The 19482-nt window shown below is 69.1% G+C and carries 18 protein-coding genes; 10 read left to right on the top strand and 8 right to left on the bottom strand.

The window, feature by feature from the left end; genetic code table 11:
• The first annotated feature begins 37 nt into the window (after positions 1-37).
• Complete coding sequence (locus tag ACFZBD_RS15255) at positions 38-496, top strand: MarR family transcriptional regulator (RefSeq protein ID WP_391139951.1); 459 nt, start codon at positions 38-40, stop codon at positions 494-496.
• Positions 497-609: 113 nt separating this feature from the next.
• Positions 610-1062 carry a GNAT family N-acetyltransferase gene (locus ACFZBD_RS15260; RefSeq protein WP_391139952.1) on the top strand — a complete coding sequence of 151 codons (453 nt, stop codon included), beginning with the start codon at positions 610-612 and terminating at the stop codon, positions 1060-1062.
• A gap of 111 nt (positions 1063-1173) precedes the next feature.
• Here the strand turns inward: ACFZBD_RS15260 and ACFZBD_RS15265 are convergent, their stop codons facing one another.
• The gene (locus tag ACFZBD_RS15265; protein ID WP_391139954.1) at positions 1174-2568 is read right to left on the bottom strand and encodes a serine hydrolase; all 1395 of its coding nucleotides are present in this window, start codon (positions 2566-2568) and stop codon (positions 1174-1176) included.
• 194 nt (positions 2569-2762) lie between these two features.
• On the opposite strand from ACFZBD_RS15265, the gene ACFZBD_RS15270 reads away from it, so the two are divergent.
• Positions 2763-3326 (top strand): dihydrofolate reductase family protein, encoded by a 564-nt coding sequence (locus tag ACFZBD_RS15270; protein WP_391139955.1) that lies wholly within the window; start codon positions 2763-2765, stop codon positions 3324-3326.
• A gap of 55 nt (positions 3327-3381) precedes the next feature.
• Here ACFZBD_RS15270 and dnaB read toward each other — a convergent pair whose 3' ends face one another.
• Positions 3382-4869 (bottom strand): replicative DNA helicase, encoded by a 1488-nt coding sequence (gene dnaB, locus ACFZBD_RS15275; protein ID WP_391139957.1) that lies wholly within the window; start codon positions 4867-4869, stop codon positions 3382-3384.
• A gap of 426 nt (positions 4870-5295) precedes the next feature.
• Here dnaB and ACFZBD_RS15280 point away from each other — a divergent pair, with 426 nt between their 5' ends.
• Complete coding sequence (locus ACFZBD_RS15280) at positions 5296-6633, top strand: MATE family efflux transporter (protein ID WP_391139959.1); 1338 nt, start codon at positions 5296-5298, stop codon at positions 6631-6633.
• An 89-nt stretch (positions 6634-6722) separates the two neighbouring features.
• On the opposite strand, the gene rplI is transcribed toward ACFZBD_RS15280, so the two are convergent.
• The 4 genes from rplI to rpsF form a co-directional block, all read right to left on the bottom strand.
• A complete protein-coding gene (gene rplI / locus ACFZBD_RS15285; RefSeq protein WP_391139961.1) occupies positions 6723-7169 on the bottom strand; it encodes a 50S ribosomal protein L9 in 447 nt (148 codons plus the stop codon).
• A gap of 18 nt (positions 7170-7187) precedes the next feature.
• On the bottom strand, positions 7188-7424 hold the full coding sequence (rpsR, locus tag ACFZBD_RS15290) for a 30S ribosomal protein S18 (protein ID WP_005315025.1): 237 nt from the start codon (positions 7422-7424) through the stop codon (positions 7188-7190).
• A 57-nt stretch (positions 7425-7481) separates the two neighbouring features.
• Positions 7482-8060, bottom strand: coding sequence for a single-stranded DNA-binding protein (locus ACFZBD_RS15295; protein ID WP_391139964.1), 579 nt, complete (start codon positions 8058-8060; stop codon positions 7482-7484).
• Positions 8061-8133: 73 nt separating this feature from the next.
• On the bottom strand, positions 8134-8424 hold the full coding sequence (rpsF, locus tag ACFZBD_RS15300) for a 30S ribosomal protein S6 (RefSeq protein ID WP_159689873.1): 291 nt from the start codon (positions 8422-8424) through the stop codon (positions 8134-8136).
• A 282-nt stretch (positions 8425-8706) separates the two neighbouring features.
• Between rpsF and ACFZBD_RS15305 the strand changes: the two genes are divergently transcribed.
• The 3 genes from ACFZBD_RS15305 (at position 8707) to ACFZBD_RS15315 (ending at position 11381) form a co-directional block, all read left to right on the top strand.
• The gene (locus ACFZBD_RS15305; RefSeq protein ID WP_391139965.1) at positions 8707-9012 is read left to right on the top strand and encodes a hypothetical protein; all 306 of its coding nucleotides are present in this window, start codon (positions 8707-8709) and stop codon (positions 9010-9012) included.
• Between the two features lie 121 nt (positions 9013-9133).
• On the top strand, positions 9134-10252 hold the full coding sequence (locus ACFZBD_RS15310; protein ID WP_391139967.1) for a peptidoglycan bridge formation glycyltransferase FemA/FemB family protein: 1119 nt from the start codon (positions 9134-9136) through the stop codon (positions 10250-10252).
• 97 nt (positions 10253-10349) lie between these two features.
• On the top strand, positions 10350-11381 hold the full coding sequence (locus ACFZBD_RS15315; RefSeq protein WP_391139969.1) for an alanine racemase: 1032 nt from the start codon (positions 10350-10352) through the stop codon (positions 11379-11381).
• A 75-nt stretch (positions 11382-11456) separates the two neighbouring features.
• On the opposite strand, the gene ACFZBD_RS15320 is transcribed toward ACFZBD_RS15315, so the two are convergent.
• Positions 11457-12938, bottom strand: a complete 1482-nt coding sequence (locus ACFZBD_RS15320; protein ID WP_391139971.1) for a glycosyltransferase 87 family protein — start codon at positions 12936-12938, stop codon at positions 11457-11459.
• Between the two features lie 112 nt (positions 12939-13050).
• Complete coding sequence (locus ACFZBD_RS15325; protein WP_391139973.1) at positions 13051-15792, bottom strand: transglycosylase domain-containing protein; 2742 nt, start codon at positions 15790-15792, stop codon at positions 13051-13053.
• A gap of 369 nt (positions 15793-16161) precedes the next feature.
• Here ACFZBD_RS15325 and ACFZBD_RS15330 point away from each other — a divergent pair, with 369 nt between their 5' ends.
• The 3 genes from ACFZBD_RS15330 (at position 16162) to ACFZBD_RS15340 (ending at position 19318) form a co-directional block, all read left to right on the top strand.
• Positions 16162-16851, top strand: a complete 690-nt coding sequence (locus tag ACFZBD_RS15330; RefSeq protein WP_391139975.1) for a helix-turn-helix transcriptional regulator — start codon at positions 16162-16164, stop codon at positions 16849-16851.
• A 49-nt stretch (positions 16852-16900) separates the two neighbouring features.
• Positions 16901-17983, top strand: a complete 1083-nt coding sequence (locus ACFZBD_RS15335) for an inositol-3-phosphate synthase (RefSeq protein WP_391139976.1) — start codon at positions 16901-16903, stop codon at positions 17981-17983.
• 72 nt (positions 17984-18055) lie between these two features.
• Positions 18056-19318 (top strand): MFS transporter, encoded by a 1263-nt coding sequence (locus ACFZBD_RS15340; protein WP_391139978.1) that lies wholly within the window; start codon positions 18056-18058, stop codon positions 19316-19318.
• Positions 19319-19482: the final 164 nt, after the last annotated feature.

A 19482-nucleotide genomic window follows, 5' to 3' on the forward strand; every position in this document is an offset into this window, starting at 1 on the left:
TCTGGGATAAGCCGCTCAGGGAACGAGGAGAGAGAACATGACCGCGACCGACCCCGCACTCACCGCCCTCTCCCAGGGCTGGTGCGCCCTCTCGCTGCTGCACGGCCGGATCGAGTCGCACATCGAGAAGGAGCTGGAGGGCAAGCACGGTCTGAGCGTGCGCGAGTACTCACTCCTCGATGTCCTCAGCCGCCAGCACAGCGGCCCCGGGGGCCACCTGCAGATGAAGCAGGTCGCGGACGCGGTCGTCCTCAGCCAGAGTGCCACGACCCGGCTGGTGACCCGCCTGGAGGACCGCGGCCTGCTCACCCGGTACCTCTGCGCCACCGACCGGCGCGGCATCTACACGGACGTCACCGAAGCCGGCCTTAAGCTCCTCGAAGAGGCCCGGCCCACCAACGACCGCGCCCTGCGGGAAGCCCTCGACCAGGCGGCACAGAACCCCGAGCTGGTCCCGCTGGTCCGCGTGGTCGAAGGCCTGAGCGTCCCCGTGTAGCCGACGGGCCACCCGGAAGACACACGCGCGGCCCCGGCCGGGCGAACCCTTGACGCCGCCGGCTCCACGGTCTCGCCGGAGCCACGACGCCCGTGGGGCGTAGCCTGCGATCCATGAGCGATCTTGAGATACGCCCCGCGACTGCGGAGGACATCCCCGCCATCGTCGCGATGCTCGCCGACGACGCTTTGGGCGCCCAGCGCGAATCCCCCGACGACCTCACCCCGTACACCGCGGCCTTCCAGCGGCTCGCCCAGGACCCGAACCAGCACCTGGTCGTGGCCGCGCGCGGCGGGCGGACCGTCGGCACCATGCAGCTCACCGTCATTCCCGGGCTCTCCCGCATGGGCGCCATCCGTTCGATCATCGAAGCTGTGCGCATTCACTCCGACGAGCGCGGCAGCGGCCTCGGAACGGAGATGATCACCTGGGCCGTCGAGGAATCCCGGCGCCAGGGCTGCGCGCTGGTCCAGCTGACCTCCGACGCCACCCGCACGGACGCCCACCGCTTCTACGAGCGGTTCGGCTTCGAAGCGTCCCACCTGGGATTCAAGATGGGCCTCTGACCGCACGGCGGCTGCGGCACACGGAGACGGGGCCGGCCGGGTGCCTCAGGGCGGCCCCGTTTCACGTGAAACATCCGCGTACAGCCGCTCATCGAGGCACGGCCCCTGCTCTCAGAGGCCGCGCCACCCCGCCTCGTCCACTCCGCCGGGTACCGCGTCCCCTTGTTCGTACGGCTCCCGAGTGAAGACGAAGGACGCCAGATCGAGGTGGCTCACCGATCCGTCCGGGCGCCTCACCACCCGCAGCGTCTCCCCCGCGTAGTAGCCGTCGAGCCCGATCCAGCCGCCCTCGGGCAGCGCACGGAAGGTCGCCCGCCGCCCCGCGCCGCGCAGCGGCTCCAGGACCACACTCCGGCCGGCGCCGAGCCGCAGCCCGTAGGCGTACGTCCCCCAGTACCAGGGACCGGTCAGCGCCAGCAGCTCTTGGTCCACTTCGGCCGCCGGAAGGGGCCTCCACGGCTCGGGGAACCGCGGCTCGGCCTCCGCCACGATCCGTACGAGATCGGCGGCGACAGCGGACGTCAGAGGCCCGGAGGTGGCATTGGCGAGCGCGACCGCCGCCACTCCGTCCTCCGCGCTCACCCAGAGCCCGGCGACGAAGCCCGGCAGCGAACCGGTGTGCCCGAACAGCGTCCGGCCGTCGCGGCGAAGGAGTTGGACGCCGAGACCGTAGCCGCCCTCCCACTCCCCGGCTCCGGGCGGCGCGGCCGGCGTACGCATCTCCTCGACCGTGGCCGCACCCAGCACCCGGTCGTCGCCGTGGGCAAGGAACCCGGCGAAGCGGCAGAGGTCCTCGGCCGTCGACCAGAGCTGTCCGGCCGGCGCCATCAGCCCCAGGTCCTCGGACGGCTCCGGGAGCATCACATCGGCCCAGGGGTGCACCGCCCAGCCGCCGGCGTGGGGGGCGATCGGCTGCGCGCTCGTGCGGCTCAGCCCCAGCGGCTCCAGGATCTCGCGGCGCAGCGCCTCTTCCCAGGTCACCCCCCGGACCGCTTCGACCAGCGAACCCAGCAGGGTGTAGCCGGGGTTGGAGTAGTGATGGGTCCGCCCGACGGGGTGGCGCAGGGGCTCCTCCCCCAGAACGTCGGCCGGCTCCCGCCGCAACGCCCCCGGCGTGCGCTCCCACCACGGCGCGGGCGTCTCCGCCCCGAGACCTGCCGTGTGCCCGAGCAGTTGAGCGATCGTCACCTCGCCGACCGCGTTCCCCAGCTCCATTCCGGACAGGTGCTTCTCCAGCGGATCGTTCAGATCCAGCAGGCCCTCGTCCCGCAGCCGCATGACCAGGACAGCGGTGAACACCTTGGTGAGGGAGCCGATCCGGTACTGCGTATCGGCGTCCGGGGCGTGCCCGTCGACACAACTGCGCGCTCCACTCCAGACCATCACCCCCTCCCGCCCCACCGCCCCGACGAACGACGGCGCCCGTCCATCGGCCTGGGCGACCGCCACACGATGGGCGAGGGCACGCTCGGTGCTGGGCAACAGCGCTTCGCAAGATGAGGTCATACAGACGATCCAACGCCCCCGGCCCCCCGGAAGTCGACCCCATTCCCCCACCCCGGCGCGCCGCCTCGGGGCCGCGGCCGGACGGACGAGCAGCCCGGCTGTGTCCCCGAAGCTGCTGTCGCACTCATCACCGACGAGCTTCCCGCGCCGCGCCGGTCCGTACACGTGGGACCGACGCACGGAAAGCTGGTGCCATGCGGAAATTGATCTACGGCATGAACCTGTCCCTGGACGGCTACATCGCCGCGCCCGGCGACGACATCGGCTGGAGCGTGCCGAGCGACGAGCTGTTCCAGTTCTGGTCCGACCAGTTGCAGGCGACCGACCTGACGCTCTACGGGCGCAGGCTGTGGCAGACGATGAGCTCCCACTGGCCGACCGGCGACCAGCAGCCCGGCGCCACCCCGGCGCAGATCGAGTTCGCACGCCGCTGGCGGGACATGTCGAAGGTGGTGTTCTCCTCGACGATCGACAAGACCGACTGGAACACCCGCCTGGTCACCGGCGACGCGGTCGCCGAGATCACCCGGCTCAAGGCCGAGGACGGCGGCCCGATGGACATCGGCGGCGCGACGCTCGCCGGGGCGGCCATGCGGGCCGGGCTGATCGACGAGTACGTGCTGGCCACCGCGCCGGTCCTGGTGGGCGGCGGCATGCCGTTCTTCACCGCGCTGGACAGGTGGGTGAACCTGAACCTGGTGGAGACGCGGACGCTTCCCGGCGGCGTGATCCTGACCAGGTACGAGACGAGACGCTGACCGACATCGACCGTGAGATTCCGACACGAACGTCGAGACCGCACAGGGCGGTCGATCAGGTCTGGGCCATGTCCACGAAGCGGGAGTAGTGGCCCTGGAAGGCCACCGTGATCGTCGCCGTGGGGCCGTTTCGGTGCTTGCCGACGATGATGTCCGCCTCGCCCGCGCGGGGGGACTCCTTCTCGTAGGCGTCCTCGCGGTGCAGCAGGATCACCATGTCCGCGTCCTGCTCGATGGAGCCGGATTCACGGAGGTCGGAGACCATCGGCTTCTTGTCGGTGCGCTGTTCGGGGCCACGGTTCAGCTGGGAGAGGGCGATCACCGGCAGCTCCAGCTCCTTGGCCAGGAGCTTCAGGTTTCGCGACATGTCCGAGACTTCCTGCTGGCGGCTCTCGGACCGCTTGGAGCCACCCGACTGCATCAGCTGCAGATAGTCGATGACGACGAGCTTGAGGCCCGCGCGCTGCTTGAGCCGGCGGCACTTCGCGCGGATCTCCATCATCGACAGGTTCGGGGAGTCGTCGATGTACAGCGGGGCCTGCGAGACGTCCGGCATGCGGCGGGCCAGGCGGGTCCAGTCCTCGTCGGTCATGGTGCCGGAGCGCATGTGGTGCAGTGCGACCCGGGCCTCCGCCGAGAGAAGGCGCATCGCGATCTCATTGCGGCCCATTTCGAGGGAGAAGATGACGCTGGGCAGGTTGTGCTTGATGGAACAGGCCCGGGCGAAGTCCAGGGCGAGGGTCGACTTACCCATGGCGGGACGAGCCGCGATGATGATCATCTGACCGGGATGGAGGCCGTTGGTGAGCTGGTCCAGGTCGGTGAAGCCCGTCGGCACACCGGTCATCTCGCCGCTGCGGGAGCCGATCGCCTCGATCTCGTCGAGCGCGCCCTCCATGATGTCGCCGAGCGGCAGATAGTCCTCGGTGGTGCGCTGCTCGGTGACGGCGTAGATCTCCGCCTGGGCGGAGTTCACGATCTCGTCGACGTCGCCGTCGGCGGCGTATCCCATCTGCGTGATCTTCGTGCCCGCCTCCACGAGGCGGCGCAGCACGGCCCGCTCGTGGACGATCTCCGCGTAGTAGGCGGCGTTCGCCGCCGTCGGCACCGACTGGACGAGCGTGTGCAGATACGAGGCTCCGCCGACGCGGGTGATCTCGCCGCGCTTGGTGAGCTCGGCGCCGACCGTGATCGGGTCGGCCGGCTCGCCCTTGGCGTACAGGTCGAGGATCGCGGCGTACACCGTCTCGTGGGCGGGCTTGTAGAAGTCATGGCCCTTGATGATCTCCACGACGTCCGCGATGGCGTCCTTGGAGAGGAGCATGCCGCCGAGCACGGACTGCTCGGCGTCGAGGTCCTGCGGAGGGACCCGCTCGAAGCCGGAGAGACCGCTGTCCCAGGGACCGCCGTCGTCGCCGCGGTCGTGCTGGTCGTCGCGGCCCCTGCCCCGTCCACGGCCCTCGCCGCGAGGGCGGGCGACGGGCAGCCGGTCACTGGGGCCGCTGTCCGTCCAGGGGTCGTCCAAGGGCTCGGGAATGCTCACCCAGCCACCTCCTCCCGTCCGCTCCGGCGGACCTAGCCGTGCCACTCTTTCTTACGCCACGGCTCGGACAAACAAGAGGCGTTGACTCCGCTTCAAGCGCGTCGGGCGCCGGACCACGGTAGGCCCGCGGGCACCGTCAGCCAATCTGGTTATCCACAGGGCCTGTGGGTGAAGGACCAGATGCTGTGGAGAACTCCACAGAACCTGTGCACGGACCGGGGGACAGCCATGTGGACAAACTCATACCCCACCCGCGCCCACCACCCTGACCTGCGCGTTTCTCATCCACGGGCTGTGGGGGAGAAAAACTTTTCCTCACGGATCAAGATCAGAACAAACGGCGCACACCTGGAGCCCTCCGACCCGTCCCGGTAAGGATCTCTAAGGCATTGCATCACTTACCTGTGGAAGATTAGATTGGAGCGCATGACCCAGGCCACCGCGACACCCAAGGCTGCCCGCCGACGCCACGACCGAGAGATCATCTCGCTGGCCGTGCCGGCCTTCGGCGCCCTCGTCGCCGAGCCCCTCTTCCTCATGGTGGACAGTGCCATTGTCGGCCATCTGGGGACGCCCCAACTCGCCGGTCTGGCCATCGCCGCAGCCCTGCTCTCCACCGCCGTCAGCGTCTTCGTCTTCCTCGCCTACGCGACTACGGCCGCCGTCGCCCGCCGGGTGGGAGCCGGCGACCTCCCCGCCGCGATCCGCCAGGGCATGGACGGCATCTGGCTCGCACTCCTGCTGGGCGCCGCGGTCGTCGCCATAGCCCTCCCGACGGCCCCCTGGCTGGTCGGGCTCTTCGGCGCCTCCGACACCGCCACCCCCTACGCGGTCACCTACCTCCGCATCTCCAGCCTCGGCATCCCCGCCATGCTCGTCGTCCTGGCCGCCACGGGTGTCCTGCGCGGCCTCCAGAACACCCGTACACCGCTGTACGTGGCCATCGCTGGCTTCGCCGCCAACGCGGCCCTGAACGTGGGGCTGGTGTACGGCGCCGGCCTGGGGATCGCCGGTTCCGCCTGGGGCACCGTGATCGCCCAGTGCGGCATGGCCGCCGCCTATCTCGTGGTGGTCGTCCGCGGTGCCCGTCGTCACGGCGCTTCCCTGCGCCCGGACGCCGCCGGCATCCGCGCCAGCGCCCAGGCAGGAGCCCCGCTCCTCGTCCGCACGCTCTCGCTCCGCGGTGTCCTGCTGATCGCCACCGCGGTCGCGGCCCGGCTGGGCGACGCGGATGTGGCCGCCCACCAGATCATCCTGTCCCTGTGGAGCCTGACGGCGTTCGCCCTGGACGCGATCGCCATCGCCGGGCAGGCCATCATCGGCCGCTACCTCGGCGCCGGCGACGCGGAGGGCGCCCGGCAGGTCTGTCGCCGCATGGTCCAGTGGGGCATCGCATCCGGGGTCGTCCTCGGAGCACTCATCGTGGTGGCCCGGCCGGTGTTCGTCCCGCTCTTCACCGGCGACACCACCGTCCAGGACACGCTTCTGCCCGCCCTGCTGGTCGTCGCGCTCTCCCAGCCGATCTGTGGCGTGGTCTTCGTCCTCGACGGCGTCCTCATGGGCGCGGGCGACGGACCCTACCTCGCCTGGGCCATGCTGCTGACCCTGGCGGTGTTCGCCCCGGTCGCGCTTCTCATCCCCACCCTCGGCGGCGGACTGACCGCGCTCTGGTGGGCCATGACCCTGATGATGACGGTCCGGCTGGTGACGCTCTGGGGACGCTCCCGCTCCGGCCGCTGGATCGTCACTGGCGCCACCCGCTGAATGTTTCACGTGAAACGCCCTGTTTCACGTGAAACAGCGAAAGGGCCGCACCCCAGGGGTGCGGCCCTTCCTTACTGCTGAGAGCAGCGTTACGCGGCGACAACCTCGACGCCGAGCTTCGCGGCAACCTCGGGGTGCAGACGCACCGACACCTGGTGCGCGCCCAGGGTCTTGATCGGCGAGCCGAGCTCGACGCGACGCTTGTCGACGTCGGGGCCACCCGCGGACTTGATCGCCGAGGCGATGTCGGCCGGGGTCACGGAGCCGAAGAGACGGCCGGCGTCGCCGGAGCGAACGGCCAGACGCACCTTCACGCCCTCGAGGCGGGCCTTGATCTCGTTGGCCTGCTCGATGGTCGCGATCTCGTGGATCTTGCGGGCGCGGCGAATCTGCGCCACGTCCTTCTCGCCACCCTTGGTCCAGCGGATCGCGAAACCACGCGGGACCAGGTAGTTGCGAGCGTAACCGTCCTTGACGTCGACGACATCGCCGGCGGCACCGAGGCCAGAGACCTCGTGGGTCAGGATGATCTTCATTTGTCGGTCACCCTTCCCTTATCGCGCGGTGGACGTGTAGGGCAGCAGCGCCATCTCACGGCTGTTCTTCACAGCCGTGGCGACGTCACGCTGGTGCTGCGTGCAGTTGCCGGTCACGCGGCGGGCACGGATCTTGCCACGGTCGGAAATGAACTTCCGCAGCATGTTCGTGTCCTTGTAGTCCACGTACGCGGTCTTGTCCTTGCAGAACGCGCAGACCTTCTTCTTAGGCTTGCGCACAGGCGGCTTCGCCATGGTGTTTCTCCTGTGTGATCAAGAAGTGGGGATACGAGCCACTCCCAGGGCAGTGCCCTAGAAGGGGGGCTCGTCCGAGTAGCCGCCGCCGCTGGAGTTTCCACCCCAGCTGCCTCCGCCGCCCTGCTGCTGCTGGCCGCCGGCCGGCGCGCTGGTCGCCCACGGGTCGCCGGCGGGAGCACCGCCACCACCCTGCTGGCCACCACCGGAGCTGCCGCCCCAGTCGCCGCCACCCTGCTGACCCCCGCCGTAGCCACCCTGGCCACCGCGACCGGTGGTCTTGGTGACCTTGGCCGTGGCGTTCTTGAGGCTGGGGCCGACTTCGTCGACGTCCAGCTCGTAGACCGTGCGCTTGACGCCCTCACGGTCCTCATAGGACCGCTGCTTCAGCCGGCCCTGCACGACGACGCGCATGCCTCGCTGGAGCGACTCGGCGACGTTCTCCGCCGCCTGACGCCAGACCGAGCAGGTGAGGAAGAGGCTCTCGCCGTCCTTCCACTCATTGGTCTGACGGTCGAAGGTGCGGGGAGTGGACGCGATACGGAACTTCGCGACCGCCGCACCGGACGGGGTGAAGCGCAGCTCGGGGTCGTCGACAAGATTGCCGACGACCGTGATGACGGTCTCGCCTGCCATGGGTGAACCTCTCGGCGGGATTGCTTCTGGCTGCTTACTGCTACTCGAACCCGATGACCTCTGAGCTAGGTGCTCAGTGGGTCTCGGGACGGAGGACCTTGGTCCGGAGGACCGACTCGTTCAGGTTCATCTGGCGGTCGAGCTCCTTGACGACCGCAGGCTCGGCCTGCAGGTCGATGACCGAGTAGATGCCCTCGGGCTTCTTCTTGATCTCGTAGGCGAGACGACGACGGCCCCAGGTGTCGACCTTCTCGACCTTTCCGTTGCCCTCACGGACGACGGAGAGGAAGTTCTCGATCAGCGGGGAGACAGCGCGCTCCTCGAGATCGGGGTCGAGGATGACCATCATTTCGTAGTGACGCATGTAGAACCCACCTCCTTTGGACTCAGCGGCCACGGTCGTTCCGTGGCAGGAGGGTCGTGATGCGTGCGCAACGGTATCGGTGACCACTGACAGCCCCCTCAGCGAGTGAGGAGTGCCGCCAGGCCCGAGTGGGCATGGGCAGACACCGGTGCAGACCGTACAGAGTACCCGCCCACCCGCTTCCGGTTGAAATCCGGTGGTGAGGGGACGCAATCTGTACACATCGGATGTGGGCGGCGCCACACGGCGCCGCCTTCCGGCAGGCACGCCAGGAGGTGCCCCATGGCACAGGCAATGCGACGCGAACCCGGACACTCCCTTCTCGCCACCGACGGCAAGCCCCACCCCCTCCAGGACACCTTGCTGGCGGTGACGCTCGTCCTGGGCGTCCTCGCCTTCGTCACCGCGATGTTCCACAACCTGCACCTGCTGAGCTCCTGGGCAGGCCTGATCGGGATCCTGACGGGCGCGTACGGGCAGTTCATCTCCGTCACGACGAGGGAGCGGTTCGCGCTGATCGTCGGGCTCGGCGCCTCGGCCGTGGGCTTCTACCTCGGCATGGCCCACGGCGGCCTCTTCGGCGGCTGATGACTCGACCTCCAGCCACGATCCACAGGCCAGTCGGGACGCTCCTCGGTCGCAGTAGGCTTCGGCGCGAGAGCCGGAGCCCCTGAACCGATGGGGACACACCTGCCGAGGAGCGCCCCGCATGAGCCTGACCCTTCGGACCATCAGCCGTGAGCAGCATCTGGCATTCATCCAGAGCCGCCCGTCGGCGAGCCACTGCCAGGTTCCGGCATGGGCCGATGTGAAGACCGAGTGGCGCTCGGAGAGCCTGGGTTGGTTCGACCCGTCCGGCGAAATCGTCGGAGCGGGACTGGTGCTCTACCGTCAGCTGCCGAAGATCAAGCGCTACTTGGCCTACCTGCCCGAGGGCCCGGTCATCAACTGGTACGCGCCGAACCTCGAGGACTGGCTGCAGCCGATGCTGGCCCACCTCAAGCAGCAGGGCGCCTTCTCGGTGAAGATGGGCCCCCCGGTGGTCATCCGCCGCTGGGACTCGGCCGCCATCAAGTCCGGCATCCAGGACCCGGACGTCAAGCGGCTGAAGGACGTCGAGGCCACGCACATCGAGCCGCGTGCCTTCGAAGTCTCCGACCGGCTGCGCAAGATGGGTTGGCAGCAGGGTGACGACGGCGGCGCCGGCTTCGGCGACGTGCAGCCCCGGTACGTCTTCCAGGTGCCGCTGGCCAACCGCTCCCTGGACGACGTCCTCAAGGGCTTCAACCAGCTGTGGCGCCGCAACATCAAGAAGGCCGACAAGGCCGGTGTCGAGGTCGTCCAGGGCGGCTACGAGGACCTCGCCGAGTGGCAGCGTCTGTACGAGATCACCGCGGTCCGCGACCACTTCCGGCCGCGTCCCCTCTCCTACTTCCAGCGCATGTGGACCGTCCTCAACAACGAGGACCCCAACCGCATGCGGCTGTACTTCGCGCGGCACGACGGCGTGAACCTCTCCGCCGCCACCATGCTGGTCGTCGGCGGCCACGTCTGGTACTCCTACGGCGCCTCCGACAACATCGGCCGCGAGGTCCGGCCCTCGAACGCGATGCAGTGGCGGATGCTCCGCGACGCCTACGCGATGGGCGCCACCGTCTACGACCTGCGCGGCATCTCCGACTCACTCGACGAGACCGACCACCTCTTCGGCCTCATCCAGTTCAAGGTCGGCACCGGCGGCGAGGCGGTGGAGTACGTCGGCGAGTGGGACTTCCCGCTGAACAAGCTGCTCCACAAGGCGCTCGACATCTACATGTCGCGCCGCTGACGCCTCCCCCGACGGTTGCGTAGTCTCGTACGTAATCTCGTCGGTGTCGTACATACCTCTGATACACCGCAGCCACCAGAAAGGTTCCGGGCCGGCCATGGCGCTCTCCCTCTACGTCGACACCGCGCGCTGGCGGGCGCACCAGAAGACCGTGATCGACCAGTTCCCCGGTCTGATCCCGGTCTGCAAGGGCAACGGCTACGGCTTCGGGCACGAGCGGCTGGCCGACGAGGCCGCGCGGTTCGGCGCGGACATGCTCGCGGTCGGCACCACGTACGAGGCGGCGAAGATCAAGGACTGGTTCGGCGGCGACCTGCTGGTCCTCACGCCGTTCCGCCGCGGCGAGGAGCCGGTGCCGCTGCCGGACCGGGTCATCCGCTCCGTCTCCTCCGTGGACGGTGTGCACGCCCTGGTGGGCGCCCGCGTGGTCATCGAGTGCATGAGCTCGATGAAGCGCCACGGCGTCCGCGAGGAGGACCTTCCCCGGCTGCACGCCGCCATCGAGGACGTACGGCTCGAAGGCTTCGCCCTGCACCTCCCCCTGGACCGCACGGACGGCACCGACGCGGTCGAGGAGGTCATCGGTTGGATGGACCGCCTGCGGGCCGCCCGGCTGCCCCTGCACACCATGTTCGTGAGCCACCTGCGGGCCGAGGAGCAGGCCCGGCTCCAGCAGCAATTCCCGCAGACCCGGTTCCGGGCGCGCATCGGCACCCGGCTGTGGCTGGGCGACCACGAGGCCACGGAGTACCGCGGCGCCGTCCTGGACGTCACCCGCGTCGCCAAGGGCGACCGGTTCGGCTACCGCCAGCAGAAGGCCGCCTCCGAGGGCTGGCTGGTGGTCGTCGCGGGCGGTACGTCCCACGGCGTGGGCCTGGAGGCCCCCAAGGCGATGCACGGCGTGATGCCCCGGGCGAAGGGCGTGGCCCGCGCGGGCCTCGCGACCGTCAACCGGAACCTTTCTCCTTTCGTCTGGGCGGGCAAGCAGCGCTGGTTCGCCGAGCCGCCGCACATGCAGGTGTCGATCCTGTTCGTGCCGGCCGACGCCCAGGAGCCGAAGGTCGGGGACGAGCTGGTGGCGCATCTGCGGCACACCACGACCCAGTTCGACCGTCTCGTCGAGCGCTGATCACGGATCCACGCACGCGCTGGGCCTCCGGGCCGCCTGCCCGTACGGGCGGGCGGCCCGGAGGCTTTCGCGGCCCTACTCCCGGGCCATGCCCCACTCCACCCGCGGGCCTTCCACCATCGAGGCCGCGTGGCGGGCCGGATGCGCCGCCCTGCCCATGACGAAAACGTCCTCGGCGCCGTCCAGGACGCCCCCGGAGGGGTCGTCGGAGCCGTCCTGCCGTACGACGTCCCGCTCGGGCGCCAGGATGTCGCGGACGACGACCGCGCAGAAGAAGAGCGTGCCGAGCAGGTGCAGCACGACGGCGAAGTGGTAGCCGTCCGTCGGCAGGCCCTGCTTGTTGCCGCTGGTGGTGAAGGCCAGGTACATCCAGATGCTCAGGAAGTACATGACCTCGCACGCCTGCCAGATCAGGAAGTCCCGCCAGCGCGGCCGGGCCAGCGCCGCGAGCGGGATGAGCCACAGCACGTACTGCGGCGAGTACACCTTGTTGACCAGGACGAACGCCGCCACGACCAGGAAGGCCAGCTGGACGAAGCGGGGCCGGCGCGGAGCGGTGAGGGCCAGGGCGGCGATCCCGCCGCAGGCCAGCAGCATGAGCAGCGCCGCGGAGACGTTGGCGGTCTCGGGCGTGATGGGCTCGCCGGTCCGCTGGCTGAGCAGCAGCCACACCGAGCCGAAGTCGACGTTCCGTTCCTGGCTGAAGGTGTAGAACTGCTTCCACCCCTCGGGCGCGAGGAGCATGACCGGCAGGTTCACCGCGAACCAGGCGCCGCCCGCGCCGAGCAGGGCGGCGCCGTACTCCCGCCACTTCCCGGCCCGCCAGCAGAGCAGCAGCAGAGCGCCGAGCAGGAAGACGGGGTACAGCTTCGCCGCGGTGGCCAGGCCGATGAAGATGCCGAAGGCGAGGCTCCGGCCGCGTGACCACATCAGCACGGCGACGGACGTCAGCGCGACGGCGAGCAGGTCCCAGTTGATGGTGGCCGTCAGGGCGAACGCGGGTGCCAGGGCGACGAGCAGTCCGTCCCAGGGGCGGCGGCGGTGCGTCCGGGCGACACACACGGCCAGGACGGCGGCGCAGACCAGGAGCATGGCCGAGTTGATCATCCAGTAGGTCTGCTCGCGGTGCATCAGGTCGGCGCCGTCGGGCGTCAGTAAGGCCGCGACCTCCATGAACAGGCCGGTCAGGACCGGGTACTCCAGGAACTCTATGTCGCCGCTCAGCCGGTCGAAGTAGGGAATCAGACCCTCGGAGAAGCCCCGCCCCACGAAGAGGTGGGGGATGTCCGAGTAGCAGGCATGGGTGTACTGCGAGGTGGTGCCGCGGAACCAGGCCCAGTCGTAACAGGGGACCTTCTGCACCATGCCCAGCGCAAACATCCCGATGGCCACCAGGGCGATCACCCGGACCGGCGTGAGGGCGCTCGTGCCGAACCGGGCGAACCGGCCGGCCGGCCCGCCGATCAGTTCGCTGCCCGCGGCGGCGACGTCGTCCCGCCGCGTAGGGCACACCACCGCCCGGTCCCGCGGCGGAGTCGTCTTCTGGAGGCTCGGCATGGGGACATCCTGCCGTACCCACCCGCGGAAACGGCGAGGGCCGCCGCGCCCGGCACCGTACGGAGGTACGGAGCGGGTGCGGCGGCCCTCAGGGCGCCTGCCGGCGAGCGGATCAGCCGCCGCCGCCGAGCCAGCCGTTGGCTCCCCCGGCCGGCCTGCCGCCGCCGCTTTCGCCGTCGCTGGCCGAGGGTGTGGGCTGCGTGGGAGTCCCCCCGGTGTTCCCGCCGCCCTGGGTGGTTCCCTGGTTCTCGTTGCCCTTGGTGGTCTCGCCGTTCTCTCCGCCGGCGGTGTCGCACGGCCAGTCCCACACGCTGCAGGAGTCCTCCGGGTCCGGCGACTTGCTCGGCGTGGAGGACGGCGTCGTCGAAGGGGTGGGGGACGACTGGGTGGGGGAGGGGGTCGCCGAAGGCGTCGGCGTCGGGCTGGTGAGGCCGCCACCGAAGACGGGCTCGGCCGACTCGAGGTTCTCCGGCTCCGGGAACGACTCGGATTCCGTGCCCTTGAGGGCATCGGTCATGTAGTCGTTCCAGATCCGCGAGGGGAACGACGAGCCGTGGATCTTGGGCTGGGCACCCGTACCGAACATCGACTCGAACTTGCGCTTGGTGTTCGTCTCGTCGTCGTCGAACCGGTACATGTCGATCGCCGTCGAGAGCTGCGGGGTGTAGCCCACGAACCAGGCGGAGTTGTTGCCGTCGGTGGTACCGGTCTTGCCGGCCACGTCACGGCCCTCGATGGCGGCCTTCCGGCCGGTTCCCTTCGGGTTCTCGACCACGTCCCGCAGCACGTCGGTGACGTTGCTCGCGATGGCGGTCGAGAAGGCGCGCTCGGGCTTGGCCTTGTGCTCGTAGATGACCGCCCCCTTCTTCTTGACCTGCTTGACGGAGAAGACGTCGTTGCGCTCACCGTTGTTCGCGAAGGTCGCGTAGGCGCCGGCCATGCGGATCGCGCTCGGGTCGGAGATACCGAGGGAGAACGACGGCACATCGGCCTTCACCAGCGAGCTCTCGCGCAGGCCGGCCTTGACGGCCGTCTCGCGGACCTTGTCGATGCCGATGTCCATGCCGAGCTGGACGTACGGCGAGTTGGCCGAGCGGATCATCGCCTCGCGGAGGCTCATCTCCTGGTAGCTCGCGTCGTCGTCATTGACCTGGAGCCACTCCTCGCCGTTCTCGTTGTGCCAGACGGTGCCGTCGTAGTTCTTGATCCGCAGCTTGTTCTTGCCGGAGTAGCGGCTCTTGTCCGGGTCGACGATCGTGCGGGTGGAGGCGTCCTGGACCTTGCCCTTGCGCGGGTCCCGTACGCCGTACTCCATCGCCGCGGCCAGCACGAACGGCTTGAAGGTCGAGCCGACCTGGGCGCCGGTCTGGTCGGCGTTGTTGGTGAAGTGCTTGGTGGCGTCCGTACCGCCGTAGATGGCGACGATCTCGCCCGTCTTGGGGTTCACCGATGCCCCGCCGAACTGGACGTGCGTGTCGGTCTTCGGCCGCCTCTTCGGATCGATGTGCTCGGCGTAGACCTTCTTGATCGACGCTTCGAGCGCGTTGACCTTCTTCTTGTCGAAGGTCGTGTGGATCTCGTAGCCGCCCTCGGCGAGCTTCTTCTCGTCGATGTCCGGGTAGCTGTTGATGAAGTTGGCCTTCGCCGTGCTCACCAGGTAGCCGATCTGGCCGGTCAGCGCCGCGTTCTTCTTCGGCGGCTGCACCTTCGGGAACGTCGGGTACTTCGCCCGCTCCTCCGCCGGGAGGCTTCCGTCCTTGACCATCTCGTCGAGGATCCAGCCCCAGCGCTCGTTGGCGCGCTTGAGGTTCGCCTCCGGCGTCGCGGCCGGGTCGATCTCGCGCGAGCCCGCCGGGTCGTAGTAGGTCGCGCCCTTGAGCAGCGAGGCCAGGAAGGCCGACTCGCTGACGTTGAGGTGCCGGGCGTCCTTTCCGAAGTACGTACGGGCCGCGGCCTGGATGCCGTAGGCACCCCGTCCGTAGTACGCGGTGTTCAGGTAGCCCGCCATGATCTCGGGCTTCTCCATGTCGGTCCCGACCTTTATGGAGATGAACAGCTCCTTCACCTTTCGGCTCAGGGTCTGCGACTGGTCGGCGAGCAGGTTGTTCTTCACGTACTGCTGGGTGATGGTCGAGCCGCCCTGGGTCTCGCCGCCCTTGGCCATGTTCCACACGGCGCGCGCGATACCCATCGGGTCGACGCCCGAGTCGTCGCGGAACGTCTTGTTCTCTGCGGAGATGACCGCGTCCTGCATGTGCAGGGGGATCTGGTCGAGGCCGATGATCTGGCGGTTGACCTCGCCGCCGGTCGCTGCCATCTGAGAGCCGTCGGACCAGTAGTAGACGTTGTTCTGCGCCTTGGCGGCCAGGTCCTCGTTGGGCACGCCCACGACGGCGTAGCCGATCGCCGCCGCACCCATCAGGCTGCCGAAGAACGCCAGGAAGAGCCCTGTCACGAGCTTCCACGAGGGCATCCAGCGACGCCAGCCGTACTTGCCGTACCGCGGGTAGTCGATCAGCCTCTTCTTGCCCGGCGGGCGGCCACCGCCCCGGCCCCGTCCGGGGCCGCCGCCCTCGCCGCCGCCCCCGCCGCCACGTCGGCCGCCGCCGGGACCGGCCGGACCGCCGCCGTCGGGGGCACGCCGACGGCCGCCTCCCCGCTGTGCGGCACGGCGGGCCTCGGCCCGTCCGCCGTAAGGTCGGTCCTCTTCGTACCCGTACGAAGAGGCTCCCGTACTGTCATCCCGCGCCTGGGCCGACCTACGGCCCGTCGGCTGCTGGGCAGCTCGTCGGGCCGCCGCGCGGCCGCCACTGGGCGGCTGCGACTGCGGCATCTTGCGACGGTGCTCGCTCATCGAACGACTACTCCTCGGGCAGGCGCGTACGCCTGGAAGCGGCAGTTGAGTTCCGGTCCCCCCGAAATACGCGCGGACGAGCCCCATGGGAGGCACTTCCGCACCGCAGCACGTCACCCGGAGCACTGACGCCCCTCGGCATCGCTCGGTTCCCGGTGGTCTGCATGCCGCACAGACTACGCACGGCCAAAACCCGCCTAGGGCCGAAGTTCACCCCAAATCAGGCAGATCGCTTGCTGTGAATTGATGATGTGACGCCGGTCACGGCAGTCCCCCTTGTCGCATCCGGACCACCGTTCTATCGTCGGGATGTATCGACTCGATACATCAGTACGGCATAAAGAGTCCCGAGGGCGGAGGAGGCGACGGATGAGCAGGCGCTCAGGAATTCTCGAGTTCGCCGTCCTCGGTCTGTTGCGGGAAGCTCCCATGCACGGGTACGAGCTGCGCAAGCGGCTCAACACCTCGCTGGGGATCTTCCGCGCCTTCAGCTACGGGACGCTTTACCCCTGCCTCAAGACGCTGGTCGCCAACGGCTGGTTGATCGAGGAGCCGGGCAGCGCCCCCGAGGACGCTCTCGCCGCTTCACTCGCAGGGCGCCGCGCGAAGATCGTCTACCGGTTGACGGCGGAGGGGAAGGAGCACTTCGAAGAGCTCCTCTCCCACACCGGCCCGGACACCTGGGAGGACGAGCACTTCGCCGCCCGCTTCGCCTTCTTCGGGCAGACGGAGCGCGAGGTGCGGATGCGGGTACTGGAAGGCCGCCGCAGCCGGCTGGAGGAGCGCCTCGAGAAGATGCGCGCCTCTCTGGTCCGCACGCGCGAGCGCCTCGACGACTACACGCTTGAGCTGCAGCGCCACGGAATGGAGTCCGTGGAGCGCGAAGTGCGCTGGCTGAACGAGCTCATCGAGAGCGAGCGGGCGGGGCGGGATCAGCGATCCGGCCCCGACGCCCCCGAGGGCGCCGCTCAGCAGGACAACGATTCTGGAGAAACGGGCGGCCTGCCCCGGCACGGGGGCAGTACCCGGCCGGATCCGTCCGACGACACCGCCAAGTGAATCCCTGCGCCATGCAGAGATTCCACGATTACACAGGGAGCAACCGGAAATGGGTTCGGTTCGCGTAGCCATCGTCGGCGTGGGCAACTGCGCCGCCTCGCTGGTGCAGGGCGTCGAGTACTACAAGGACGCCGACCCGGCGGCCAAGGTGCCCGGCCTGATGCACGTCCAGTTCGGCGAGTACCACGTCGGTGACGTCGAGTTCGTCGCCGCGTTCGACGTCGACGCCAAGAAGGTCGGCCTCGACCTCTCGGACGCCATCGGCGCCAGCGAGAACAACACCATCAAGATCTGCGACGTGCCGAACAAGGGCGTCACCGTCCAGCGCGGCCACACCCTCGACGGTCTCGGCAAGTACTACCGCATGACGATCGAGGAGTCGGCCGAGGAGCCGGTCGACGTCGTCCAGGTCCTCAAGGACAAGCAGGTCGACGTTCTCGTCTGCTACCTGCCCGTGGGTTCCGAGGACGCCGCGAAGTTCTACGCGCAGTGCGCCATCGACGCCAAGGTCGCCTTCGTCAACGCCCTTCCGGTCTTCATCGCCGGCACCAAGGAGTGGGCGGACAAGTTCACCGATGCGGGCGTCCCGATCGTCGGCGACGACATCAAGTCGCAGGTCGGCGCGACCATCACCCACCGGGTCATGGCGAAGCTGTTCGAGGACCGTGGTGTCCGTCTTGAGCGCACGATGCAGCTCAACGTCGGCGGCAACATGGACTTCAAGAACATGCTGGAGCGCGACCGTCTGGAGTCCAAGAAGATCTCCAAGACCCAGGCCGTCACCTCGCAGATCCCCGACCGTGAGCTGGGCGAGAAGAACGTCCACATCGGTCCGTCGGACTACGTGGCCTGGCTGGACGACCGCAAGTGGGCGTACGTCCGCCTCGAGGGCCGCGCCTTCGGTGACGTTCCGCTGAACCTCGAGTACAAGCTCGAGGTGTGGGACTCCCCGAACTCCGCCGGTGTCATCATCGACGCCCTGCGTGCCGCGAAGATCGCCAAGGACCGGGGCATCGGCGGCCCGATCCTCTCCGCGTCCTCGTACTTCATGAAGTCCCCGCCGGTTCAGTACTTCGACGACGAGGCCTACGCCAGCGTCGAGAAGTTCATCAAGGGCGAGGTCGAGCGCTAAGCACCGCCCGCACGACGCGGAGGGTCCCCGGGCTGTGCTCGGGGACCCTCCGCGTATGTGAGTCTTGCTGCCATGTCCGTCGTACGTGATCTGCGCGTACTCCTGCGCCTGACGAACTTCCGCCGCCTGCTCGCCGTCCGCCTGCTCTCCCAGTGCGCCGACGGCGTGTATCAGGTGGCGCTGGCCACGTACGTCGTCTTCTCCCCGGAGAAGCAGACCTCTCCCGCCGCCATCGCCTCGGCCATGGCCGTCCTCCTGCTCCCGTACTCCCTCATCGGCCCTTTCGCCGGCGTCCTCCTGGACCGGTGGCGCCGCCGACAGGTCTTCCTCTACGGGAACCTGCTCCGGACGGTGCTCGCCTGCGGTACGGCGCTGCTGATGCTCGCCTCCGTGCCGGAGTGGCTCTTCTACGCCTCCGCCCTCTCGGTGACGGCCGTGAACCGCTTCGTCCTGGCGGGGCTCTCCGCCTCGCTGCCGAGGGTCGTCGACGCCGAGCGGCTCGTCGTGGCCAACTCCCTCTCTCCGACCGCCGGCACTCTGGCCGCGACCCTGGGCGGCGGACTGGCCTTCGCGGTGCGGTTCGCCTCGGCAGACTCCGACGCCGCCGTGGTGGCGCTGGGGGCTGTCCTCTATCTCTGTGCGGCGCTCGCCTCCCTCCGTATGCCCCGCGACCTCCTCGGCCCCGACGCGGAGCTGGTACAGCCACGGCTCTCCGTCGCCCTCGCATCGACGGCACGCGGACTGCTGAGCGGCGTACGACACCTGGCCGAGCGGCGTCCCGCGGCCCACGCGCTGGCCGCCATGACGCTCGTACGCTTCTGCTACGGCGCACTGACCGTCGCCGTACTGATGCTCTGCCGGTACGCCTGGAGCTCCACGGAGTCGGAAGGGCTCGCCCTGCTCGGCCTCGCACTCGGAATCTCCGGCGCCGGCTTCTTCGCGGCAGCGGTGATCTCGCCCTGGGCCGTCCGACGCCTCGGCCCCTTCGGATGGATGGCCGCCTGCGCCGGATCGGCCGCCGTCCTCGCACCGGCCCTCGGCCTCTCCTTCGAACCGGTCCCCCTGCTGATCGCCGCCTTCGTCCTGGGCCTCATCACACAGGGCACCAAGATCGCGACGGACACCGTGGTCCAGACGTCGGTCGACGACGGCTTCCGCGGGCGGGTCTTCTCGCTCTACGACGTGCTCTACAACGTCGCCTTCGTCGGCGCCGCCGGGGTGGCGGCGCTCATGCTTCCGCCGGACGGCGCCTCGGTGCCGCTCGTCGTCATGGTCGCGGGGGTCTACGCCCTGACCGCACTCCTGCTCCTGCGTCGCTGCCGACGCCGGGCATAGCAAGGGGGTCATGTTTCACGTGAAACATGACCCCTCGCCCACCGCCGGCCCTCGGCGACCACCCGACGCGGGGGCAGTTTGTACGGATAAATACGACCCGGGCCCGCCGTGCGTGTCCCCCCCCCCCAACAATTCCGCGGGCCCCCGCGCCCCCACCCCCCAGA

Source organism: Streptomyces sp. NPDC008121 (assembly GCF_042957155.1).
Classification (GTDB): domain Bacteria; phylum Actinomycetota; class Actinomycetes; order Streptomycetales; family Streptomycetaceae; genus Streptomyces.